15 protein-coding genes and 1 riboswitch are annotated in these 17,255 nt (G+C 68.5%); of the genes, 8 read left to right on the top strand and 7 right to left on the bottom strand.

Annotated features, from left to right (window positions below; translation table 11 throughout):
- Positions 1-273: 273 nt before the first annotated feature.
- Complete coding sequence (locus tag KUV62_RS08145) at positions 274-1,200, bottom strand: MBL fold metallo-hydrolase (RefSeq protein WP_222603191.1); 927 nt, start codon at positions 1,198-1,200, stop codon at positions 274-276.
- Between the two features lie 123 nt (positions 1,201-1,323).
- On the opposite strand from KUV62_RS08145, the gene KUV62_RS08140 reads away from it, so the two are divergent.
- Positions 1,324-1,533, top strand: a complete 210-nt coding sequence (locus KUV62_RS08140; RefSeq protein WP_261395458.1) for a hypothetical protein — start codon at positions 1,324-1,326, stop codon at positions 1,531-1,533.
- Positions 1,534-1,544: 11 nt separating this feature from the next.
- Positions 1,545-2,543 (top strand): DUF6976 family protein, encoded by a 999-nt coding sequence (locus KUV62_RS08135; protein ID WP_222603189.1) that lies wholly within the window; start codon positions 1,545-1,547, stop codon positions 2,541-2,543.
- 33 nt (positions 2,544-2,576) lie between these two features.
- Here KUV62_RS08135 and KUV62_RS08130 read toward each other — a convergent pair whose 3' ends face one another.
- Complete coding sequence (locus KUV62_RS08130) at positions 2,577-3,530, bottom strand: 1-phosphofructokinase family hexose kinase (RefSeq protein ID WP_222603188.1); 954 nt, start codon at positions 3,528-3,530, stop codon at positions 2,577-2,579.
- Between the two features lie 100 nt (positions 3,531-3,630).
- Between KUV62_RS08130 and gltX the strand changes: the two genes are divergently transcribed.
- Positions 3,631-4,968, top strand: coding sequence for a glutamate--tRNA ligase (gene gltX, locus KUV62_RS08125; RefSeq protein WP_222603187.1), 1,338 nt, complete (start codon positions 3,631-3,633; stop codon positions 4,966-4,968).
- Positions 4,969-4,971: 3 nt separating this feature from the next.
- On the opposite strand, the gene KUV62_RS08120 is transcribed toward gltX, so the two are convergent.
- Positions 4,972-6,198 carry a DUF2254 domain-containing protein gene (locus tag KUV62_RS08120; protein WP_222603186.1) on the bottom strand — a complete coding sequence of 409 codons (1,227 nt, stop codon included), beginning with the start codon at positions 6,196-6,198 and terminating at the stop codon, positions 4,972-4,974.
- Complete coding sequence (locus KUV62_RS08115) at positions 6,198-6,764, bottom strand: gamma-glutamylcyclotransferase (RefSeq protein WP_222603185.1); 567 nt, start codon at positions 6,762-6,764, stop codon at positions 6,198-6,200. The genes KUV62_RS08120 and KUV62_RS08115 overlap by 1 nt, the downstream gene beginning before the upstream one ends.
- Before the next feature lie 93 nt (positions 6,765-6,857).
- Here KUV62_RS08115 and KUV62_RS08110 point away from each other — a divergent pair, with 93 nt between their 5' ends.
- The 4 genes from KUV62_RS08110 to gcvP all read left to right on the top strand — a co-directional run bounded on the left by KUV62_RS08110 (position 6,858) and on the right by gcvP (position 12,122).
- Positions 6,858-7,337 carry an RrF2 family transcriptional regulator gene (locus tag KUV62_RS08110; RefSeq protein ID WP_222603184.1) on the top strand — a complete coding sequence of 160 codons (480 nt, stop codon included), beginning with the start codon at positions 6,858-6,860 and terminating at the stop codon, positions 7,335-7,337.
- Between the two features lie 19 nt (positions 7,338-7,356).
- A riboswitch (glycine riboswitch) is annotated at positions 7,357-7,442 on the top strand.
- 160 nt (positions 7,443-7,602) lie between these two features.
- Positions 7,603-8,730, top strand: coding sequence for a glycine cleavage system aminomethyltransferase GcvT (gene gcvT, locus KUV62_RS08105; RefSeq protein ID WP_222603183.1), 1,128 nt, complete (start codon positions 7,603-7,605; stop codon positions 8,728-8,730).
- 18 nt (positions 8,731-8,748) lie between these two features.
- A complete protein-coding gene (gcvH, locus tag KUV62_RS08100) occupies positions 8,749-9,108 on the top strand; it encodes a glycine cleavage system protein GcvH (RefSeq protein WP_222603182.1) in 360 nt (119 codons plus the stop codon).
- Between the two features lie 167 nt (positions 9,109-9,275).
- Positions 9,276-12,122, top strand: coding sequence for an aminomethyl-transferring glycine dehydrogenase (gene gcvP, locus KUV62_RS08095; RefSeq protein ID WP_222603181.1), 2,847 nt, complete (start codon positions 9,276-9,278; stop codon positions 12,120-12,122).
- A 246-nt stretch (positions 12,123-12,368) separates the two neighbouring features.
- Here gcvP and KUV62_RS08090 read toward each other — a convergent pair whose 3' ends face one another.
- The 3 genes from KUV62_RS08090 to KUV62_RS08080 all read right to left on the bottom strand — a co-directional run bounded on the left by KUV62_RS08090 (position 12,369) and on the right by KUV62_RS08080 (position 16,529).
- Positions 12,369-13,244 carry an inositol monophosphatase family protein gene (locus KUV62_RS08090; protein WP_222603180.1) on the bottom strand — a complete coding sequence of 292 codons (876 nt, stop codon included), beginning with the start codon at positions 13,242-13,244 and terminating at the stop codon, positions 12,369-12,371.
- Positions 13,245-13,314: 70 nt separating this feature from the next.
- Entirely contained in the window at positions 13,315-15,840 is a 2,526-nt protein-coding gene (locus KUV62_RS08085; RefSeq protein ID WP_222603179.1) for an ABC transporter permease, read from the bottom strand.
- Positions 15,837-16,529, bottom strand: a complete 693-nt coding sequence (locus KUV62_RS08080; protein ID WP_222603178.1) for an ABC transporter ATP-binding protein — start codon at positions 16,527-16,529, stop codon at positions 15,837-15,839. Before KUV62_RS08080 ends, KUV62_RS08085 begins: the two co-directional genes overlap by 4 nt.
- Positions 16,530-16,546: 17 nt before the next feature.
- Here KUV62_RS08080 and KUV62_RS08075 point away from each other — a divergent pair, with 17 nt between their 5' ends.
- Positions 16,547-17,233 carry an arylesterase gene (locus tag KUV62_RS08075; RefSeq protein WP_222603177.1) on the top strand — a complete coding sequence of 229 codons (687 nt, stop codon included), beginning with the start codon at positions 16,547-16,549 and terminating at the stop codon, positions 17,231-17,233.
- The last annotated feature ends 22 nt before the right edge of the window (positions 17,234-17,255 follow it).

The raw sequence follows: 17,255 nt of genomic DNA, 5'->3' as shown, positions 1-17,255 counted from the left end.
ATCAGGCTGAGATGGACCGGCACTTTCGGCACCTGCGCGGATTGCTTCAAGGCTGCGGGATCTTGCTTGTAGGCAAACGACCACGCAAGTCGCGGAACCGCCTGTCGATACGCGAGAATTTTCGGGGAGCGGAGGTGCGGAGGGCGCCGGGCCTCAGGGCGCGGCGTGCCGGCTGGTGCAGACGCACGTCGGCCAAACGTGGGACTCGCGCCTTGGCGGGAGAACGCGGGTCAAAGCCGCCGCGGCCGCAAAATCGGCCGCGGCGGAGGGCTGTCAGAGCATCAGCTGGTAGCTGTGCGGCACGTATTGGAAGCCGTCGTCGCGGGCCTCGGCATAGCCAAGCGCCGGGAACGGCATGTGGTAGCCGATGAACGGGATCTTGTCGGTGGCGAGCATGTCGAGCGTCTTGCGGCGGGTCTGCGCGGCGGCCCCCTTGTCGCTGTCGAAGCTCACCTCCCAATCGGGATGGGCTAGCGAGAAGACGTAGTGGTTGGCGAGGTCGGCGATCAGCATCAGCTGCTTGCCGCCGCTTTCCAGCATGTAGCTCATGTGGCCGGGCGTGTGGCCCGGGGTCATCACCGAGGTGATGCCGGAGGCGATGCTCTCACCGTTCCCGATGAAGCTGAACTGCTCGGCCAGAGGCTGCACCTTGTTGGTGAAGGTCTCATTAGCGACGCCGGACCAGTGGTCGTACTCCGCCTGCCCGGTGACGTGCTGGGCATTGGCGAAGGTCGGGCCGTCACCGCCGGTCAGGCCGCCGACGTGATCGCCGTGCATGTGGGTGATGACCACGTGGCTGACATCGCCGGCCCCGTAGCCCGCCGCCTCGACCGCCGCGACGATGCCGTCGGGGTTCAGGCCGGTGTCGAATAGGATCAGCTCGCTGCCGGTGTTGACCAGTGTCGGCGTGAAGAAGAACTGCGCCTTGTCGGTGGGAATGTTGGCGGACTCGGCGGCTTCGGCAAACTCCTCCTCGGAGGCGTTGAGCCCAAAGATCGATTGTGGATCCTCGCGCGTGGCGGTGCCGGCCATCAGCGCGGTGACCTCGAAATCGCCGAGCATGATCCGGTTCACCTTGGGCACCATCGCGCCCTGCTGCGATGCCTGGGCGCGCGCGCCACCGGCGCTGGCGGCGGCCAGCGGCAGGGCGGCGGCACCGGCAAGAGCGCTGCGGCGGGTGAAACTCATCTTTTCCGTCATGTCTTGGACTCCCTCCTGTTGATGCCTCGGAAATAGATCTTCATCGCCGTCTTGCCAGAGCGCGCTTTGCGGGTTGTTAACACCCGAGACGCTAGTCAACGGCACCCCAAGACGGAGATGCCGATGATTCCCGACACATCCAACCCTTGCTGGCGCCGCGTCCTCACCTCCGAGACCGATCTGTCCGGCGCCGTGCTCGCGACCAAGCTGTTGGTCACGCGGATGCGGCGCGAGGTCAAGGCACGGCCCGGATCGCTGGGCCCCAAGATCGTCGAGCTGCGCGAGTATTTCGAGAAAAACACCTTTGCAGCGAAGGACATCGCCCTCTTCTGAAAGGACAGGCCATGAAGAATGCAATGATGAGCGTGGCCGAGGCTGCGGCCCTGATCGAGGCCGCTAAGGTGCTGGTGATCGCGGGATCCGAGGCGGCGCTGTCGCAGCTGCCCAAGGGCTGCTGGATCGGCGGCACCTCGGTCTATTTCATGACCGATACGGGTGGCCGGGTGGACCGCGATAACCTCTTCGTGACCGAGATCGAGGCCGCCGAGGAGGCGCGCCCGGTGCTCTATGCCGGCGAGGATCTCCCGAGCCTGACGATGAACCGCTACGACAACGGGCTCTCGGTGATCCTGATCCCCGCCTTCAGCAAGGCGCATGAGGCGTTCGCCATTCACGGCAGCGGCTATTCCGGCGTGTTCGACCAGCCGCTGATGGGCTGGGTGACCGGCGTGCATCTCGACGATCTCGAGACCGCAAGGCCCAAGGTGTTCGACGGCGCGCGCGGCATGGCCTTCGAGGAGGGCGCGATGCTGCTTCACGTGAAACTGCGCGCCGACCGGGTCGCGGATATCGACATTCTGAACCTCTTCGAACCCGACCAGAGCGCCGATGAGATCCGCTTCGCCAAGACGGGCTTTTCGGCCAGCACCGCGCTGGTCAACGGTCAGGAGGTAGAGCTTGCGAGCTACCTGACCGAGCAGGGCGTCGACACGCGCTGCCCGATGGTGGCGAATTTCGCCGGTGCGATGATCAACGTCTCGTTCCAGTCGGTCGAGCCGGGCAAGCCGGTGAGTTTCTACGCCCCGGTGATCGAGGGGGTGAGCTATCGCATCGCGAAGCTGCCGGGCGATTACGCCTCGGAATTCGCCGCCCGCGCGCAGGGCGAGGGCAGCCGCGAGCTGTCGTGCAACTGCATCCTGAATTACATCTATGGCGAGCTCGAGGCCAAGAAGACCGGCAGCTTCACCGGCCCCGCCACCTTCGGCGAGATCGCCTACATGCTGCTGAACCAGACCATGGTCCGGCTCAACATCCAGGCGGCGGAAGCCGCCGCCGTGGCGTGAGCGAACGCCGCCCGGCGCGGCGGCGCCGGGGGCTTACTCTGTGATCTGGCTCGCACCGCATTGCGGCAGGTAGCTCATGACCATCTCGTGGGTGCACAGCGCCGTCGCCGGCGTCGTGACGGTGGCGCTGGCCGCCGCCGCGCCGAGCGCCAGCGCGTCCGGGCCGCTCATCCCAGAGGCGAGGCCGTAGGCGAAGGCGCCGACAAAGCTGTCGCCCGCGCCGACGGCGGAGACCACCGAGACATTCGCGGCGCTCACCTGCACCAGCCCGTCGGGCCCCGCCATCACCGAGCCATCGGCGCCGCGCGCCACGATGACCCGCTCGGCGGCGCCGCGCGCCACCAACTCGGCGGCGAATTGCGCCGACTCGAGACGCGTCACCAGCGGACGGCCCGCCAGCCCCTCGGCCTCCTCGGTGTCCATGCGCAGTACGGCCGGGGCTGGGGTGGTGCCCTTGGCGAGATATTCCAGCGCCGGGCCCGAGGTGTCGACGATCACCAGCGCGTTGCGCGCCTCGAGCGCCTTGCAGAGCTGTGTCGCGAACTCGACCGACACGCCCGGCGGCTGGCTGCCGCTCAGAACCACGATGCCGCCTTCCGGCACCGAGACCGCGATGGCGTCGAGCGCTTCCGTCACCTGCTCCTCCGACCACAGCGGGCCGGGCATGACGAAGCGGTATTGCTGGCCGGTCTCGCGGTCATGCACCGCGAGGCTCTCGCGGGTCTCGCCCGGCGCCTGCATCCGCACCAGCGGGATGCCCTGGTCGGCCATCGCCGCCTCGAGCCGCATGCCGCTGGGCCCCGCCAGCGCCACGAAGGCGCGGGCCTGCCCGCCGAGGGCGGCCACCACGCGGGCCACGTTGATGCCGCCGCCCCCGGGATCCACGGTGAACGGATCGCAGCGCAGCTTGGGTCCGGCGACGACGCGATCTGCGGTCGTCGTCAGGTCGAGCGCGGGGTTCAGCGTGACGGTCAGAATATCGTTCATGGCGGCACCATGTCACTCAACCGGCGGTTCGCCAAGAGCCTCGAACTGGACAAATGAGCGCGCTTGTGGGAAGTGCCGTCCGCGTAAGCAGGAGCCTCCCATGACCGTCACCCGTTTTGCCCCTTCGCCCACCGGCCACATCCATGTGGGCAACCTTCGCACGGCACTGTTCAACTACCTGATCGCCCGCAAAGCCGGCGGCACCTTCATTCTGCGCATCGACGACACCGATCCCGAGCGCAGCAAGGAAGAGTATGTCGACGGCATCAAGCGCGACCTCGAGTGGCTGGGCCTGACATGGGATCGCACCGAGCGACAGAGCGAGCGGCTCGACCGCTACCATGCCGCCGCCGACCAGCTGCGCGAGATCGGCCGCTTCTACGAGGCATGGGAGACCCCGACCGAGCTCGACCTGAAGCGCAAAAAGCAGCTCAACATGGGCAAGCCGCCGGTCTATGACCGTGCAGCGCTTGCGCTTTCCGAAGACGAGAAGGCCGCGATGCGGGCCGAGCGCGGCGATGGCGTCTGGCGCTTCAAGCTCGATCAGGAGCGCATCGAGTGGACCGACGGCATCCTCGGCGACATCTCGATCGACGCCGCCTCGGTCTCCGACCCGGTGCTGATCCGCGGCGACGGCCAGATCCTCTACACGCTGGCCTCGGTGGTCGACGATACCGAGATGGGCGTCACCCACGTGGTGCGCGGCTCCGACCACGTCACCAACACCGCGACCCAGATCCAGATCATCAACGCGCTCGGCGGCAACGTCCCGAGCTTTGCCCACCACTCGCTGCTGACCGGCCCGCAGGGTGAGTCGCTCTCCAAGCGCCTCGGCGTGCTGTCGATCCGCGACCTGCGCGAGAGCGGCATCGAGCCGGAGGCGCTGCTGTCGCTGATGGCGCGGCTCGGCTCGAGCCAGCCGGTGGAACTGCGCCTGTCGCTCGAGGAGATCGCCGAGGGCTTCGAGCTGTCGCAGTTCGGCGCCGCGCCGACCAAGTTCGACGTGCAGGATCTCTACCCGCTGACCGCCCGCAAGCTGCACGGTCTGCCGCTCTCCGCGGTGGCCGACGAGATCGCGGCGCTGGGCGTGCCGGCGGACAAGGCCGAGCTGTTCTGGAGCGTCACGCGCGAGAACATCGAGACCCGCAAGGATCTTGCCGGCTGGTGGGCGATGTTCCGAGATGGCGCCGAGCCGCTGATCGCCGACGAGGACCGCGAATTCATCGCCGAGGCGATGGCGATCCTCCCCGAGGGCCCGCTCACTCAGGACAGCTGGGGCGAATGGACCAAGGCGGTGAAGGAGCAGACAGGCCGCAAGGGCAAGGGCCTGTTCATGCCGCTGCGCAAGGCGCTGACGGGCCGTGAGCGCGGCCCCGAGATGGCTGACGTTCTGCCGCTCTTGCAGACCATCCCGGCGCGCAAGCTCGCCAAGGGCTGAGCCTCAGACGCGACGCGCCAGCGCGTCGCGATCCTCCTTCACCTCGATGCTCTCCTGCGCGTGGTGCAGCGCGTAGGCGCGGGTGCGCCGTGCCGCCTGCGCCAGGTCGCGCCACTCGGCGTGCTCGAGCGCGCCCAGCGTATCCAGGACCGTGCCGATCACCTCCGGGTGGCCGGCCCCGGCGCGGATCAGCGGCTCGAACCCGTCTTCCATCAGCTGCGTCGCAGTCAGGGCAGGTGCCTCAATGCGCGGAAATTGCGGCGGCTGCGCCTTCGGCGGCTCCGCCTCGGAGAACAGCCGCGCAAGACGATGCACCACGTCGACCGCGGTGCCCGGATCGTTGATCCCCGGCGACAGCGCCCGCACCGCCGTCTCGTTCAACACCACCACGCCGAAGCGCGCATCCTGTTCGGCGGTGCGAATCTCTCCGAAGGTGAAGCAGTTCGTCAGCGCGTCGCGGTCCTCGACCTCGCCCAGCACCCAGCCGAGCGGCGCGCCCTTCAACAGATGCGCGCCGGGCGAGATGCGCAGGGTGATCGAGGCGCCGGCCTCGGCCAGCGCATCGTTCAGCGCCTCCATGTTGACGAATTGCAGGTAGCCGCTCGACGGCGCGGGCAGCGGCCAGGCGGCGTCGGGGATCTCGGCATCCGGCGCCACCGGCAGCCCGCCGAGGGCGGGGCGCTTGAGCGCGTTGTAGAGCGGCTCGCGGGCCTGCCGGTCGACCATCTGGAGGGTGTCGTCCATGCTGCCCAGCGTGCTCAGATGCTCGATCCAGCGCAGGATCGAGACGATGATCGCCACGATCACCAGCACCGTCACCCCGAGGATCATCACCGCGGCATTGTCTGGATAGAGCCCGGCGCGGAACATCACCAGAGCGGTCAGCGCGTAGAGGAACGCCCCGGTGAACACCGCCAGGACGGTGTGGGTCGTGGTGTCGGAGAGGTGCAGCCGGTAGGCGCGTGGCGTCGCCTGGCTGGCGGCGGCCTGGTAGGCCTGGACCATCACCGAGAGCGAAAAGGTGGTCACTGTCAGCATCGTCGTGGCAAGGATGTTGAGGATCGGGATCACCGCATCGGGGCCGATCTTGATCTCCCATTCATCGGGCAGCAGCGGCTCGAACAGCGGCGACAGGAACGCCATCGCAAAGGCCAGCACGGCGCCGAACAGCACCCGCGCGGTGAGGTTGCGCGCCACCCGGCGCAGCAGCAGCAGGGTCTTCGAGATCATCACGCCGCCACCTTCCGTGCCCCGAGCCCGGCCAGCCGGTCATCGACGAAGCGCCGTTCTTCATCGCTGAGCGCCTGGGCGCGCGGGTAGCGCGGCGCGGCGCGGTCATCGAGGATTGGGGCCTCCCAGCCGGTGGTGGTGGCGAAGAAGCGGTCGGCGCCCCCGGCTCCGAACTCGGCCAGGTAGCCCTGAACCACGACGTCGAGATAGCTCAGCAGCACCGGGTGGTGGGCATCGGGCGGGAAGATGCGCTCCGGGGGGATGGCGTAGATCGCCAGCTGCTCGACGCTGGGAGCGGCGTGGCTGACGCTGTGCAGCGCATCGAGCCGGTCATAGGCATGTTCGCGCAGGTCGAGCGCCGCCCAGCCATCCGGCGGCACCGGCGCGATCAGCCCCTCGATCTCGCAGCCCGGGTCGGGGATCGCGGTGAGATAGGCGACCTCGCGCGCCTCGGTCCAGCGCCAGGCCCGGCGCCAGCCGCGGGCGCGGGCGGTGTGGGCCGGGGTGAAGCCATGGGTCAGGCGGTTCACAAGCGAGCCGTAACCGAAGAAAAAAGCGCTGCTCATACTAGTTTTGCCGGTCCCGGATTGATGTATGTCAAATCGATATTTCCTTAATCATGTATAACTCCCGCATCCTTTGAACATGGAGGACGGGCTGTGCGCGTCACAAAAAGAACCAACATCGCCGTTCGTGTCCTGATGCATTGCGCGGCCAACGCCGGTCGTCTGGTGACCAAATCCGAGATCGCCAAGCGATGCAACGCCTCCGAAAACCATCTCGCGCAGGTCATCAACCAGCTCGCGCAGCTGGGCTACCTGCACACCCAGCGCGGCCGCAACGGCGGGCTCGAGCTGGCGCGCCCGGCCGAGCAGATCCGCGTCGGCGACGTGTTCCGCGCGCTCGAGGCGCCGGTGCCGCTGGCCGAGTGCTTCGCCGATGTCGACAACACCTGCCCGCTGACCGAGGCCTGCCGGCTGAAGATCGCGCTCAGCGACGCGGCCAATGCCTTCTACGCCACGCTCGACCCGATCACCCTCGACACGCTGATCTGCGACAATGCTCCGCTGATGGACATTCTCGCCCCCGAGGGGCGCTGTGCGATGGCCAAGGTCGACCCGGTCCTTGCAGCCCAGTGACAAACATCGTAGCTTGAGTGCCATCGCAGAGGGAGAACCGGCATCGCCGGTGCCGAAGGAGCAACCGCCCCGGAAACTCTCAGGCCCACGGACCTTTGCGGTGACAGAACTCTGGAGAGTGGCGCGGGGGACCGCGCCCGCCGAAGGGATAACGATCTCAGGCTAACGGACAGAGGGGGCATTTCACGCGCGGGATCGGCCCGCGTGACGGAATGTCCGGGGCTGCGCCACGCGCCACATCCGGGCCAGAGGGATGTGAGAGCGCATGGACGAGCTGAAACGCACGCCACTTTACGACCTGCACCTCGCGCTTGGCGCGAAGATGGTGCCGTTTGCCGGTTACGATATGCCGGTTCAGTACAAACTCGGCGTGATGAAAGAGCACCTGCACACGCGTGCAGCCGCCGGGCTCTTCGATGTGAGCCACATGGGGCAGGTGATCCTGCGCGGCGACGATCCCAAGGCTGTGGCGCTGGCGCTTGAGACGCTGGTGCCGGTGTCGGTCGCAGCGCTGGCCGAGGGCCGGCAGCGCTACGGGCTGTTCACCAACGATCAGGGCGGCATCGAGGATGACCTGATGATCGCCAATCGCGGCGATCACCTGTTCCTCGTGGTCAACGCCGCCTGCAAGGAGACCGATGTCGCGCGACTGCGCGCCGGGCTCGAGCCGAAGGGCGTCTCGATCGAGTATATCGAGGACCGCGCGCTGCTGGCGCTGCAGGGGCCAGGCGCCGAAGCGGCGCTCGCCGCGCTGAACCCGGCGGTGGCGGAGATGCGCTTCATGGATGTCGCCACCGTCGAGCTCATGGGTGTCGAGGCCTGGGTCTCGCGCTCGGGCTATACCGGCGAGGACGGCTACGAGATCTCGGTGCCGGAAGGCGCGGCGGTGGCTCTGGCCGAGGCGCTGCTGGCGCAGGAGGCGGTCGATGCGATCGGGCTCGGCGCGCGGGATTCGCTGCGGCTCGAGGCCGGGCTCTGCCTCTATGGCCACGACATCGACACCACCACCACGCCGGCGGCGGGCAACCTGCTCTGGGCGATCCAGAAGGTCCGGCGCGCCGATGGCGAGCGTGCGGGGGGCTTCCCCGGCGCCGACATTATCCTCCCCGAGATCGCCAGCGGCGCGCCGAGCGTCCGCGTCGGGCTGAAGCCCGAGGGCCGCGCGCCGATGCGCGAGGGGATCAAGCTTTTCGAAAACGAGACCGGCGGCGCGCCGGTCGGGCGCATCACCTCTGGCGGCTTCGGCCCGACGGTGGGCGGCCCGGTGGCGATGGGGTATGTTCCCTCGGAACGGGCCACGCCGGGCACGCGTCTTTACGGAGAGGTGCGCGGCAAGCGTCTGCCTGTCGAGGTGGTGACGCTGCCGCACGTGAAACAAAGCTACAAGCGCTGACAAGAGGGATCCAGCGAGATGAAATTCACCGAAGAACATGAATGGCTGCGCGTCGAGGACGATCTTGTCGTGGTGGGCATCACCAGCCACGCCGCCGAGCAGCTTGGCGACGTGGTCTTCGTCGAACTGCCCGAGGCCGGCACCACGGTCAGCAAGGATGACGAGGTGGTGGTGATCGAGTCGGTCAAGGCCGCCTCCGACATCCTTGCGCCCGTCGATGGCGAGATCGTCGAGGTCAACGAGGCGCTGGTCGACGATCCCGGCAAGGTCAACGAGGACCCGGAGGGCGACGCCTGGTTCTTCAAGCTCAAGATCGAGGATCTCTCGGTGCTCGACGAGCTGATGGACGAAGCCGCCTACAAGAAGTTCGTGGGCTGATGCCGCGCGCCGGCCGTCCCTGGCGACGGCTGGCACGGCTGCCCGAAAGACGAGATCCTGCCCCCGTCCCGGCCTCTGCGCGGGACGGGCGTGGCCGGATTTTGAGTATTTGAAACGTAGAGAAGCACAGCGGTGCGCCCTGTCCGCCGCGCTGCAAGAGGTGAGAGATGGCCTTCACGCCCACTGACTACCAGCCCTATGACTTTGCCAATCGCCGCCATATCGGCCCGTCGCCCGCCGAGATGGACGAGATGTTCGCGGCGCTGGGGGTGGCGGATCTCGACGCGCTGATCGCGCAGACCGTGCCGGAGGGCATCCGCCAGGCCGAGCCGCTCGATTTCGGCGCGCCGCTGTCGGAGCGCGAGATGCTCTGGCGCCTGCAGGAGGTGGCCGAGAAGAACAAGGTGCTGACCTCGCTGATCGGGCAGGGCTATCACAACACGATCACCCCGCCGGCGATCCAGCGCAACATCTTCGAGAACCCGGCCTGGTACACGGCGTATACGCCCTACCAGCCCGAGATCTCGCAGGGGCGGCTCGAGGCGCTGCTGAACTACCAGACCATGGTGTCGGACCTGACCGGGCTCGAGGTCGCCAACGCATCGCTGCTCGACGAGGCCACCGCCTGCGCCGAGGCGATGACCATGGCCAAGCGGGTTGCCAAGTCGAAGGCCAATGCGTTCTTTGTCGATGAGAACTGCCATCCGCAGAACATCGCGGTGATCCAGACCCGCGCCGCGCCGCTGGGCATCGAGGTGATCGTTGGCGCGCCGGAAGGGCTCGAGGCCGACAAGGTGTTTGCCGCGATCTTCCAGTATCCCGGCACCCATGGCGGGCTGCGCGATTTCTCGGCCGAGATGGAAGCGCTGCACGAGGCCAAGGCCATCGGCATCGTTGCCGCCGACATCATGGCGCTGTGCCTGGTGAAGGAGCCGGGCGCGATGGGCGCCGATATCGCGGTGGGCTCGACCCAGCGCTTCGGGGTGCCGCTGGGCTATGGCGGCCCGCACGCCGCCTATATGGCCACCAAGGATGCCTACAAGCGCGCCATGCCGGGCCGCATCGTCGGCGTCTCGGTCGACGCGCTGGGCAACCGCGCCTATCGCCTCGCGCTGCAGACCCGCGAGCAGCATATCCGCCGCGAGAAGGCGACTTCGAATGTCTGCACGGCGCAGGCGCTGCTGGCGGTGATGGCGGGCTTTTACGCAGTGTTCCACGGGCCGAGTGGGCTCAAGGCCATTGCGCAGCGCATCCATCTCAAGACCGCGCGGCTCGCCAAGGGGCTCGAGGATGCGGGCTACGAGGTGCAGCCGGAGGCGTTCTTCGACACGCTGACCGTCGAGGTCGGGCTGCTGCAGAAAGGCATCCTGCAGGCGGCGGTGAAGGAGGGCATCAACCTGCGCCGCGTCGGCAAGACCAAGATCGGCATCACCCTCGACGAGGCCACCCGCCCGGCGCAGATCGAGGCGGTGTGGCGGGCCTTCGGCCTCGTGCGCAAGGATGAGGGGCAGGGTGACTACCGTCTGCCCGACGCGCTGCTGCGCCAGAGCGACTATCTCACCCACGACGTGTTCCACATGAACCGCGCTGAGACCGAGATGATGCGCTACATGCGCCGGCTGGCCGACCGCGACCTGGCGCTCGACCGTGCGATGATCCCGCTGGGCTCCTGCACCATGAAGCTCAACGCCGCCGCCGAGATGATGCCGGTGAGCTGGCGCGAGTTCGCCGAGCTGCACCCCTACGCCCCCGCCGACCAGGCGAAGGGCTACGCGGAGATGATCGCGGACCTGTCCTCGAAGCTCTGCGCCATCACCGGCTACGACGATTTCTCGATGCAGCCGAACTCGGGCGCGCAGGGCGAATATGCCGGCCTGCTGACCATCGCCTCGTGGCAGAGGGCGCGCGGCGAGGGCCAGCGCAATGTCTGCCTGATCCCGGTCAACGCCCATGGCACCAACCCGGCCTCGGCGCAGATGGTCGGCTGGAAGGTGGTGCCGGTGAAATGCGACGATCTGGGCTCGATCGACCTCGCCGATTTCCGCGAGAAGGCGGAGAAGCACAGCGACACGCTGGCCGCCTGCATGATCACCTACCCCTCGACCCATGGCGTCTTCGAGGAGACGGTGAAGGAGGTCTGCGCCATCACCCACGAGCATGGCGGGCAGGTCTATATCGACGGTGCCAACATGAACGCCATGGTGGGGCTGTCGCGGCCGGGCGATCTTGGCGGCGACGTGAGCCATCTCAACCTGCACAAGACCTTCTGCATCCCGCATGGCGGCGGCGGCCCCGGCATGGGGCCGATTGGCGTCAAGGCGCATCTGGTGCCGCACCTGCCGTCGGATCCGCTGAAAGGCGGCGTGGCGGGGCCGGTCTCGGCCGCGGCCTTCGGCTCGCCCTCGCTGCTGCCGATCTCCTGGGGCTACATCCTGATGATGGGCGGCGAGGGGCTGACGCAGGCGACGCGGTCGGCGATCCTCAACGCCAACTACATCGCGACGCGGCTCTCGGGGGCCTACGAGATCCTCTACACCGGGCCGCAGGGCCGGGTGGCGCATGAGTGCATCCTCGACGTGCGCCCGTTCGAGAAATCCGCCGGGGTCACGGTGGAAGACATCGCCAAGCGACTCGTCGATTGCGGCTTCCACGCGCCGACCATGAGCTGGCCGGTGGCGGGCACGCTGATGGTGGAGCCGACGGAATCGGAGACCAAGGCCGAACTCGACCGGTTCTGCGACGCGCTGCTGGCGATCCGCGAGGAGATCCGCGACATCGAGGAGGGGCGCATCGACGCGGAGAACAACCCGCTGAAACACGCGCCGCACACGATGGAGGATCTCGTGCGCGATTGGGATCGGCCTTACTCGCGCGAGCAGGGCTGCTTCCCGCCGGGGGCGTTCCGGGTCGACAAGTACTGGCCGCCGGTCAACCGGGTCGACAATGCCTATGGCGACCGGCATCTCGTCTGCACCTGCCCGCCGATGAGCGACTATGCCGAAGCGGCGGAGTAGGGTGTGAGAGCGCCTGAGTGAGGGGCCAGCCCCTCACGCTCCCCGGGATATTTCCGGCCAGAAGAAGCAGCGGCCCCGCTCGCCGGTTGGGAGGGCGGGGCCTTTTCGTTGGCGGCCCGTCGGGAGGGGCGTTTGCCCGGGCGGTGGCGTGGGGTTTCGGGCGCCGGAGCGAGGGGCCAGCCCCTCGCGCTCCCCGGGATATTTTGGGCCAGAAGAAGCAGGGGCGCCGGTCTCTGGTGGGCCCGGTCAGGGGGCGGGCAGGTCGAGGAGGAAGGCGAAGGTGTCGCGGATGCGGCCCCAGGTGGCGGGGTCAGAGGCGCAGAGCAGGTAGCCGTCGCGCTTTGCGGCGTTGTACTCGGAGCCGTCGAGCATGGCGACATGGCCGCCGGCCAACTGGCAGAGCAGGGCGCCCGCGGCGTGATCCCAGGGGGTGAGCCCGGCGGAGAGCACGAAATCCACGTGGCCCTGCGCCAGCATGCGCATCTCGTGGGCCGAGCAGCGCAGCGACAGAACACGCTCGAAGCGGGGCAGGAGGGCGGCCATCTCGGCCTGTTTGTCGGTGGGCAGCATGTAGAGCGGCAGGTAGCCCTGCAGCTCCTGGACCGGGCCGCCGTCGGAGACCGAGAGGGTGCGGCGCTTGCGCCTGGTGGGCATGACCAGCTCCGCCGGGCCGCCGGCCTCGCCCAGCACCACGTCGTCCATCACCGGATCGTAGATCAGGCCGAAGACCGGGGTGCCGAAGCGCAGCGCCGAGACGATGACTCCGAAGGTTGTCAGACCGTGGGCGTAGTTCCAGGTGCCGTCGACCGGATCGATGGTGAAGGCGAGCTCGGCGCCGGCCACCTTGTCGAGCACCTCGGGGTGGGCGGCGACGTTTTCCTCGCCGACGATCAGCGCGTTGGGAAACATCGCCAGCAGGCCGCGGGCGATCATCCGCTCGGCGGCGCGGTCGGCCTCTGTCACCAGGTCCTGGTGGTTCTTCTTCTGGTCGATCTCGCCGCTCTCGAGATTGCGGAAGCGGGGCAGGATCTCGGCCCGGGCGGCGCGGCGCACGAGGTTGAGGATCGAACTGCGCTGCGCCTTGCTCAGGGTCGAGACCGGCATCGGGAGGGTGTCGCTCATCGCTCGGGTCCTTGGTCAGCCAGGGTGTGTGTCGGGCTTTGCCAGCGGCTGCGCCGGGGTGCAAGGCTGCCTATTCGCGCGCCCGCAGGACCCGGGCAGGACGGGCGGAAAGTGGCCGCCAGGCGAAGCCGAGCCCGGCCAGCAGCGTGGCGATGACGCCGCCGGCGATGATGCCGAGCGCCGAGGGCCACATCACCGCGAAATCGGTCTCCATGATGAAGCGGCTGATCGCCCAGCCGCCGAGGATGCCGGCGCCGAGCGCCACGATGCCGGCGCCGGCGCCCAGAAGCGCCGAGCGCAGGGCGAAGCTCTGCAGGATGCGGGCCCGGCTGGCGCCCAGCGTCTTGAGCACCGCCGCCTCGTAGGTGCGCGCGCCCTCTCCCGCCGCCGCCGCGCCGATCAGCACGAGGAAGCCGGTGAGCAGCGTCGCCGCGGCGCCCCAGCGGATGGCGCTGCCGACGCCCTCGAGCAGCTCGGCCACGCGGTCGATGGCGTCCTTCACGCGGATCGCGGTGATGTTGGGATAGGCGGAGGCGAGATCGCGCAGGATCTGCGCCTCGGCCTCGGGCTCGGCATAGACCGTGGAGATGAAGGTGTGCGGCGCGCCCTGCAGGGCGGCGGGGTTCAGCGTCATCACGAAACCGATGCCGGCGGTGGAGAAATCCACGTCGCGGAAGCTGGTGATCGTGGCGGTGATGTCGCGGCCGAGCACGTTGAAGGTGATCTCGTCGCCCAGGGAAAGGCCGATCTCCTCGGCCTCCTCGCGGGCGAAGCTGATCTGCGGCGGGCCGTCATATCCCTCGGGCCACCACTCGCCTTCGGTGATGATGGTGCGCGCGTCCGGTTGCGCGGCGTAGGTGATGCCGCGGTCGCCGCGGACCACCCAGTGATCTCCGGCCACCTGTTGCGCGTCCACGCCGTTGATCTCGGTGATCACGCCGCGCAGCATCGGCGCGGTGTCGATGCGGCTCACGGCTTCATCGCCCTCGAGACGCGCGAGATAGCCGTCGATCTGGTTCGGCTGGATGTCGACGAAGAAATAGGACGGCGCGATCTCGGGAAGGTCGCGGTTGATCGCGGCGCGCAGGTTGCCGTCGATCTGGCCGATGGCGGCGAGCACCGAGAGGCCCAGCCCGAGCGACAGAACCACCGAGGCCGCGGTCTCGCGCGGGCCGCCGATGGCGCCAAGCGCCCAGCGCCAGACCGGACGGCCGCGGGCGGCGCCGGTGGCGCGGCGGGCCAGCGCGCGAATGCCGGTGGCGGCAAGGGCGAGGATCAGCAGCGCGCCGAGGATGCCGCCGGCGGTCCAAAGGGTGATGCGGGGATCGCCGGAGAACAGCATCGCCACGCCCACGAGCAGCGCGACCAGCAGGGCGGTGGCCACGAGGTAGCGCGCGGCGGGCAGAGCGCGGGCGCTGTCGAGCGCGTCGCGGAACAGGGCGGCGGCGCGGACCTCCTCGGTGCGGGCCAGCGGCCAGAGGGTGAAGAGCAGCGCCGTCAGCACGCCGTAGATCGCAGCCTCGAGCAGCGGGCCGGGATAGAGCGTGAAGAGCACCGGGATTGGCAGCGACTGGGTGATGAGCGGGGCGAAGATCAGCGGTACGCCGGCGCCGAGGATCAGGCCGAGCGCGATGCCGAGCAGGCTGAGCGCGCCGATCTGCAGGAAATAGGTCTGGAAGATCACGCCGCGGCTGGCACCGAGGGTGCGCAGCGTCGCGATCACCGGCGTCTTTCGCGCGAGGTAGGAGCGCACCGCCGCAGAGACCCCGATGCCACCGACCGCGAGGCCGGAGAGCCCGACCAGCACGAGGAAGCTGCCCAGCCGGTCGACGAACCGCGCCACCCCCGGCGCGCCGTTGCGGGAATCGCGCCAGCGGATGCCGGTGTCGCGGAAACGGTCCTCGGCCTGCGCCTTGAGCGCGTCGAGATCGGCGCCCTCGGGCAGCAGCATGCGGTACTCGGTCTCGTAGAGCGAGCCGGGGGCGAGCAGGCCGGAGCCCTCGAGATCGGAGGTCCGCACCAGCGTGCGGGGGCCGAGGCCGAAGCCGTCGCCGGCATCGTCGGGCTCGGTGACGATGATGGCGCTTAGGGTAAAGTCCTGGGTGCCGAGGCGGAAGCTGTCGCCGGGGACGAGGCCCAGCCGATCGGCCAGCACCGGCGCCATCACCGCGCCGGGGAAATCGCCGCCATCGAGCGCCTGCGCCAGCGGCATCGGAGGGTCGAGCACCATCTCGCCCAGCAGCGGATAGGCATCGTCAACCGATTTCACCTGCGTCAGCCCGCGCTCGGGGCCGGACACGGTCTCGGCCACCGCCATGGAGCGGAAATCGGTAATCTCGGAGAGCGCCGTCGAGACGCCTTCGAGCCAGGCCAGCTCTTCCTCGGAGGCGAAGCGGTAGGTGAATTCCGCCTGCGCGTCGCCGCCGAGCAGGATGGCACCCTGATCGGCAAGCCCGGCCTGGATCGCCGAGCGCACCGAGCCGACACCCGCAATCGCGGCGACGCCGAGGGTCAGGCAGGCGAGGAAGATGCGGAAGCCGCGCAGGCCGCCGCGCAGCTCGCGGCGGGCGAAGCGGGCCGAGATGGCAAGGCTCATTCGGCGGCCCTCGCCACCTCGCCGGCGACGGTGCCGTCGGTCAGCCGCACCACCCGGTCGCAACGCTGCGCGAGAGTGTTGGAGTGGGTGACGAGCACCAGCGTGGCGCCGTGGCGGTCGCGCAGGCCAAAGAGCAGATCCATGATCGCGTCGCCGTTCTTGCCGTCGAGATTGCCGGTGGGCTCGTCGGCAAGCAGCACATCCGGGCGCGGCGCGGAGGCGCGGGCCAGCGCCACGCGCTGCTGCTCGCCGCCCGACATCTGCGCCGGGTAGTGATCGGCGCGGTGGCCAAGGCCGACCGCCTCGAGCTCCGCCTCGGCCTTGGCAAAGGCCTCGCGGTCGCCGGCCAGCTCCAGCGGCGTGGCGACGTTTTCCAGCGCGGTCATGGTCGGGATCAGGTTGAAGCTCTGGAACACCACGCCCATGTGATCGCGGCGAAAGCGCGCCATGCGGTCTTCGTCCATCGCGGTCAGGTCGCTGCCCAGCACCGAGACGGTGCCCGAGCTGGCGCTCTCGAGCCCGCCCATCACCATCAGCAGCGAGGATTTGCCGCTACCCGAGGGTCCGATCAGCGCCAGCGTCTCGCCCTTGGCCACCTCCAGCGAGATGCCGTGGAGGATTTCCACCATTCCGGCATTGCCGCGCAGGCTGAGTGTGACATCTTTCAGGGCAATGACGGGATCAGGCATGAAGGAGCGTCCGGAAAATGATGCGTTCGCTTACATATGGGTTCCCCGCGTGGCGCAACAAGGCGCTGGCGGGACTGGTTGTCTTCTGCGGAGCCCCGGCGCTGCCCGCGGCGGCCGAGACGGTGCACCTTCTGGCGCTGGGCGACAGCCTCACGCAGGGCTACGGTCTGATCGAGGACGAGGGCTTCGTGCCGCAGATGCGGGCCTGGCTGGCGGAGCGTGGCCATGACGTCCGGCTGGTCAATGGCGGCGTGTCGGGCGACACCACCGCCGGTGGCCTGTCGCGCGTGGAGTGGTCTCTGACGCCGGAAATCGAGGGCATGATCGTGGCGCTTGGCGGCAACGATCTGCTGCGCGGCCTGCCGCCCGAGACCTCGCGGGCCAATCTCGAGGGGATTCTGGAGGTCGCGGAGGCGAAGGAAATCGAGGTCTTGCTGGTGGGCATGACTGCGCCGGGCAATTACGGGGCCGACTACAAGGCCACGTTCGACGCGATCTATCCCGAGCTCGCCGAGACCTATGACACGCTGTATTATCCGGATTTCTTCCGAGGCATCCTGCCCGAGGGCGGCACGCCGCAGGACGCGGCGGGGATGATGCAGGGGGACGGCATTCATCCGAACGCCGAAGGGGTGGCTCTGATCGTCGAGGCGATGGGGCCGTCGGTCGAAGAGCTGATCTCGCGCATCCAGAGCGGCGACTGAGCGCCGCCCGACGCACGGAGAA

The sequence above is a fragment of the Salipiger bermudensis genome (genome assembly GCF_019801965.1).
GTDB lineage: Bacteria > Pseudomonadota > Alphaproteobacteria > Rhodobacterales > Rhodobacteraceae > Salipiger > Salipiger bermudensis_A.
Note: the sequence above shows the minus strand (reverse complement) of the source record. Positions and strands in the feature narration are given on the sequence as shown.

What these genes read in the sequence shown, in the direction of transcription:
- KUV62_RS08145 (WP_222603191.1), bottom strand. Translation starts at nt 1,200, where the DNA reads ATGACGGAAAAGATGAGTTTCACCCGCCGCAGCGCTCTTGCCGGTGCC.
- KUV62_RS08140 (WP_261395458.1), top strand. Translation starts at nt 1,324, where the DNA reads ATGATTCCCGACACATCCAACCCTTGCTGGCGCCGCGTCCTCACCTCC.
- KUV62_RS08135 (WP_222603189.1), top strand. Translation starts at nt 1,545, where the DNA reads ATGAAGAATGCAATGATGAGCGTGGCCGAGGCTGCGGCCCTGATCGAG.
- KUV62_RS08130 (WP_222603188.1), bottom strand. Translation starts at nt 3,530, where the DNA reads ATGAACGATATTCTGACCGTCACGCTGAACCCCGCGCTCGACCTGACG.
- gltX (WP_222603187.1), top strand. Translation starts at nt 3,631, where the DNA reads ATGACCGTCACCCGTTTTGCCCCTTCGCCCACCGGCCACATCCATGTG.
- KUV62_RS08120 (WP_222603186.1), bottom strand. Translation starts at nt 6,198, where the DNA reads ATGATCTCGAAGACCCTGCTGCTGCTGCGCCGGGTGGCGCGCAACCTC.
- KUV62_RS08115 (WP_222603185.1), bottom strand. Translation starts at nt 6,764, where the DNA reads ATGAGCAGCGCTTTTTTCTTCGGTTACGGCTCGCTTGTGAACCGCCTG.
- gcvT (WP_222603183.1), top strand. Translation starts at nt 7,603, where the DNA reads ATGGACGAGCTGAAACGCACGCCACTTTACGACCTGCACCTCGCGCTT.
- gcvH (WP_222603182.1), top strand. Translation starts at nt 8,749, where the DNA reads ATGAAATTCACCGAAGAACATGAATGGCTGCGCGTCGAGGACGATCTT.
- gcvP (WP_222603181.1), top strand. Translation starts at nt 9,276, where the DNA reads ATGGCCTTCACGCCCACTGACTACCAGCCCTATGACTTTGCCAATCGC.
- KUV62_RS08090 (WP_222603180.1), bottom strand. Translation starts at nt 13,244, where the DNA reads ATGAGCGACACCCTCCCGATGCCGGTCTCGACCCTGAGCAAGGCGCAG.
- KUV62_RS08085 (WP_222603179.1), bottom strand. Translation starts at nt 15,840, where the DNA reads ATGAGCCTTGCCATCTCGGCCCGCTTCGCCCGCCGCGAGCTGCGCGGC.
- KUV62_RS08080 (WP_222603178.1), bottom strand. Translation starts at nt 16,529, where the DNA reads ATGCCTGATCCCGTCATTGCCCTGAAAGATGTCACACTCAGCCTGCGC.
- KUV62_RS08075 (WP_222603177.1), top strand. Translation starts at nt 16,547, where the DNA reads ATGATGCGTTCGCTTACATATGGGTTCCCCGCGTGGCGCAACAAGGCG.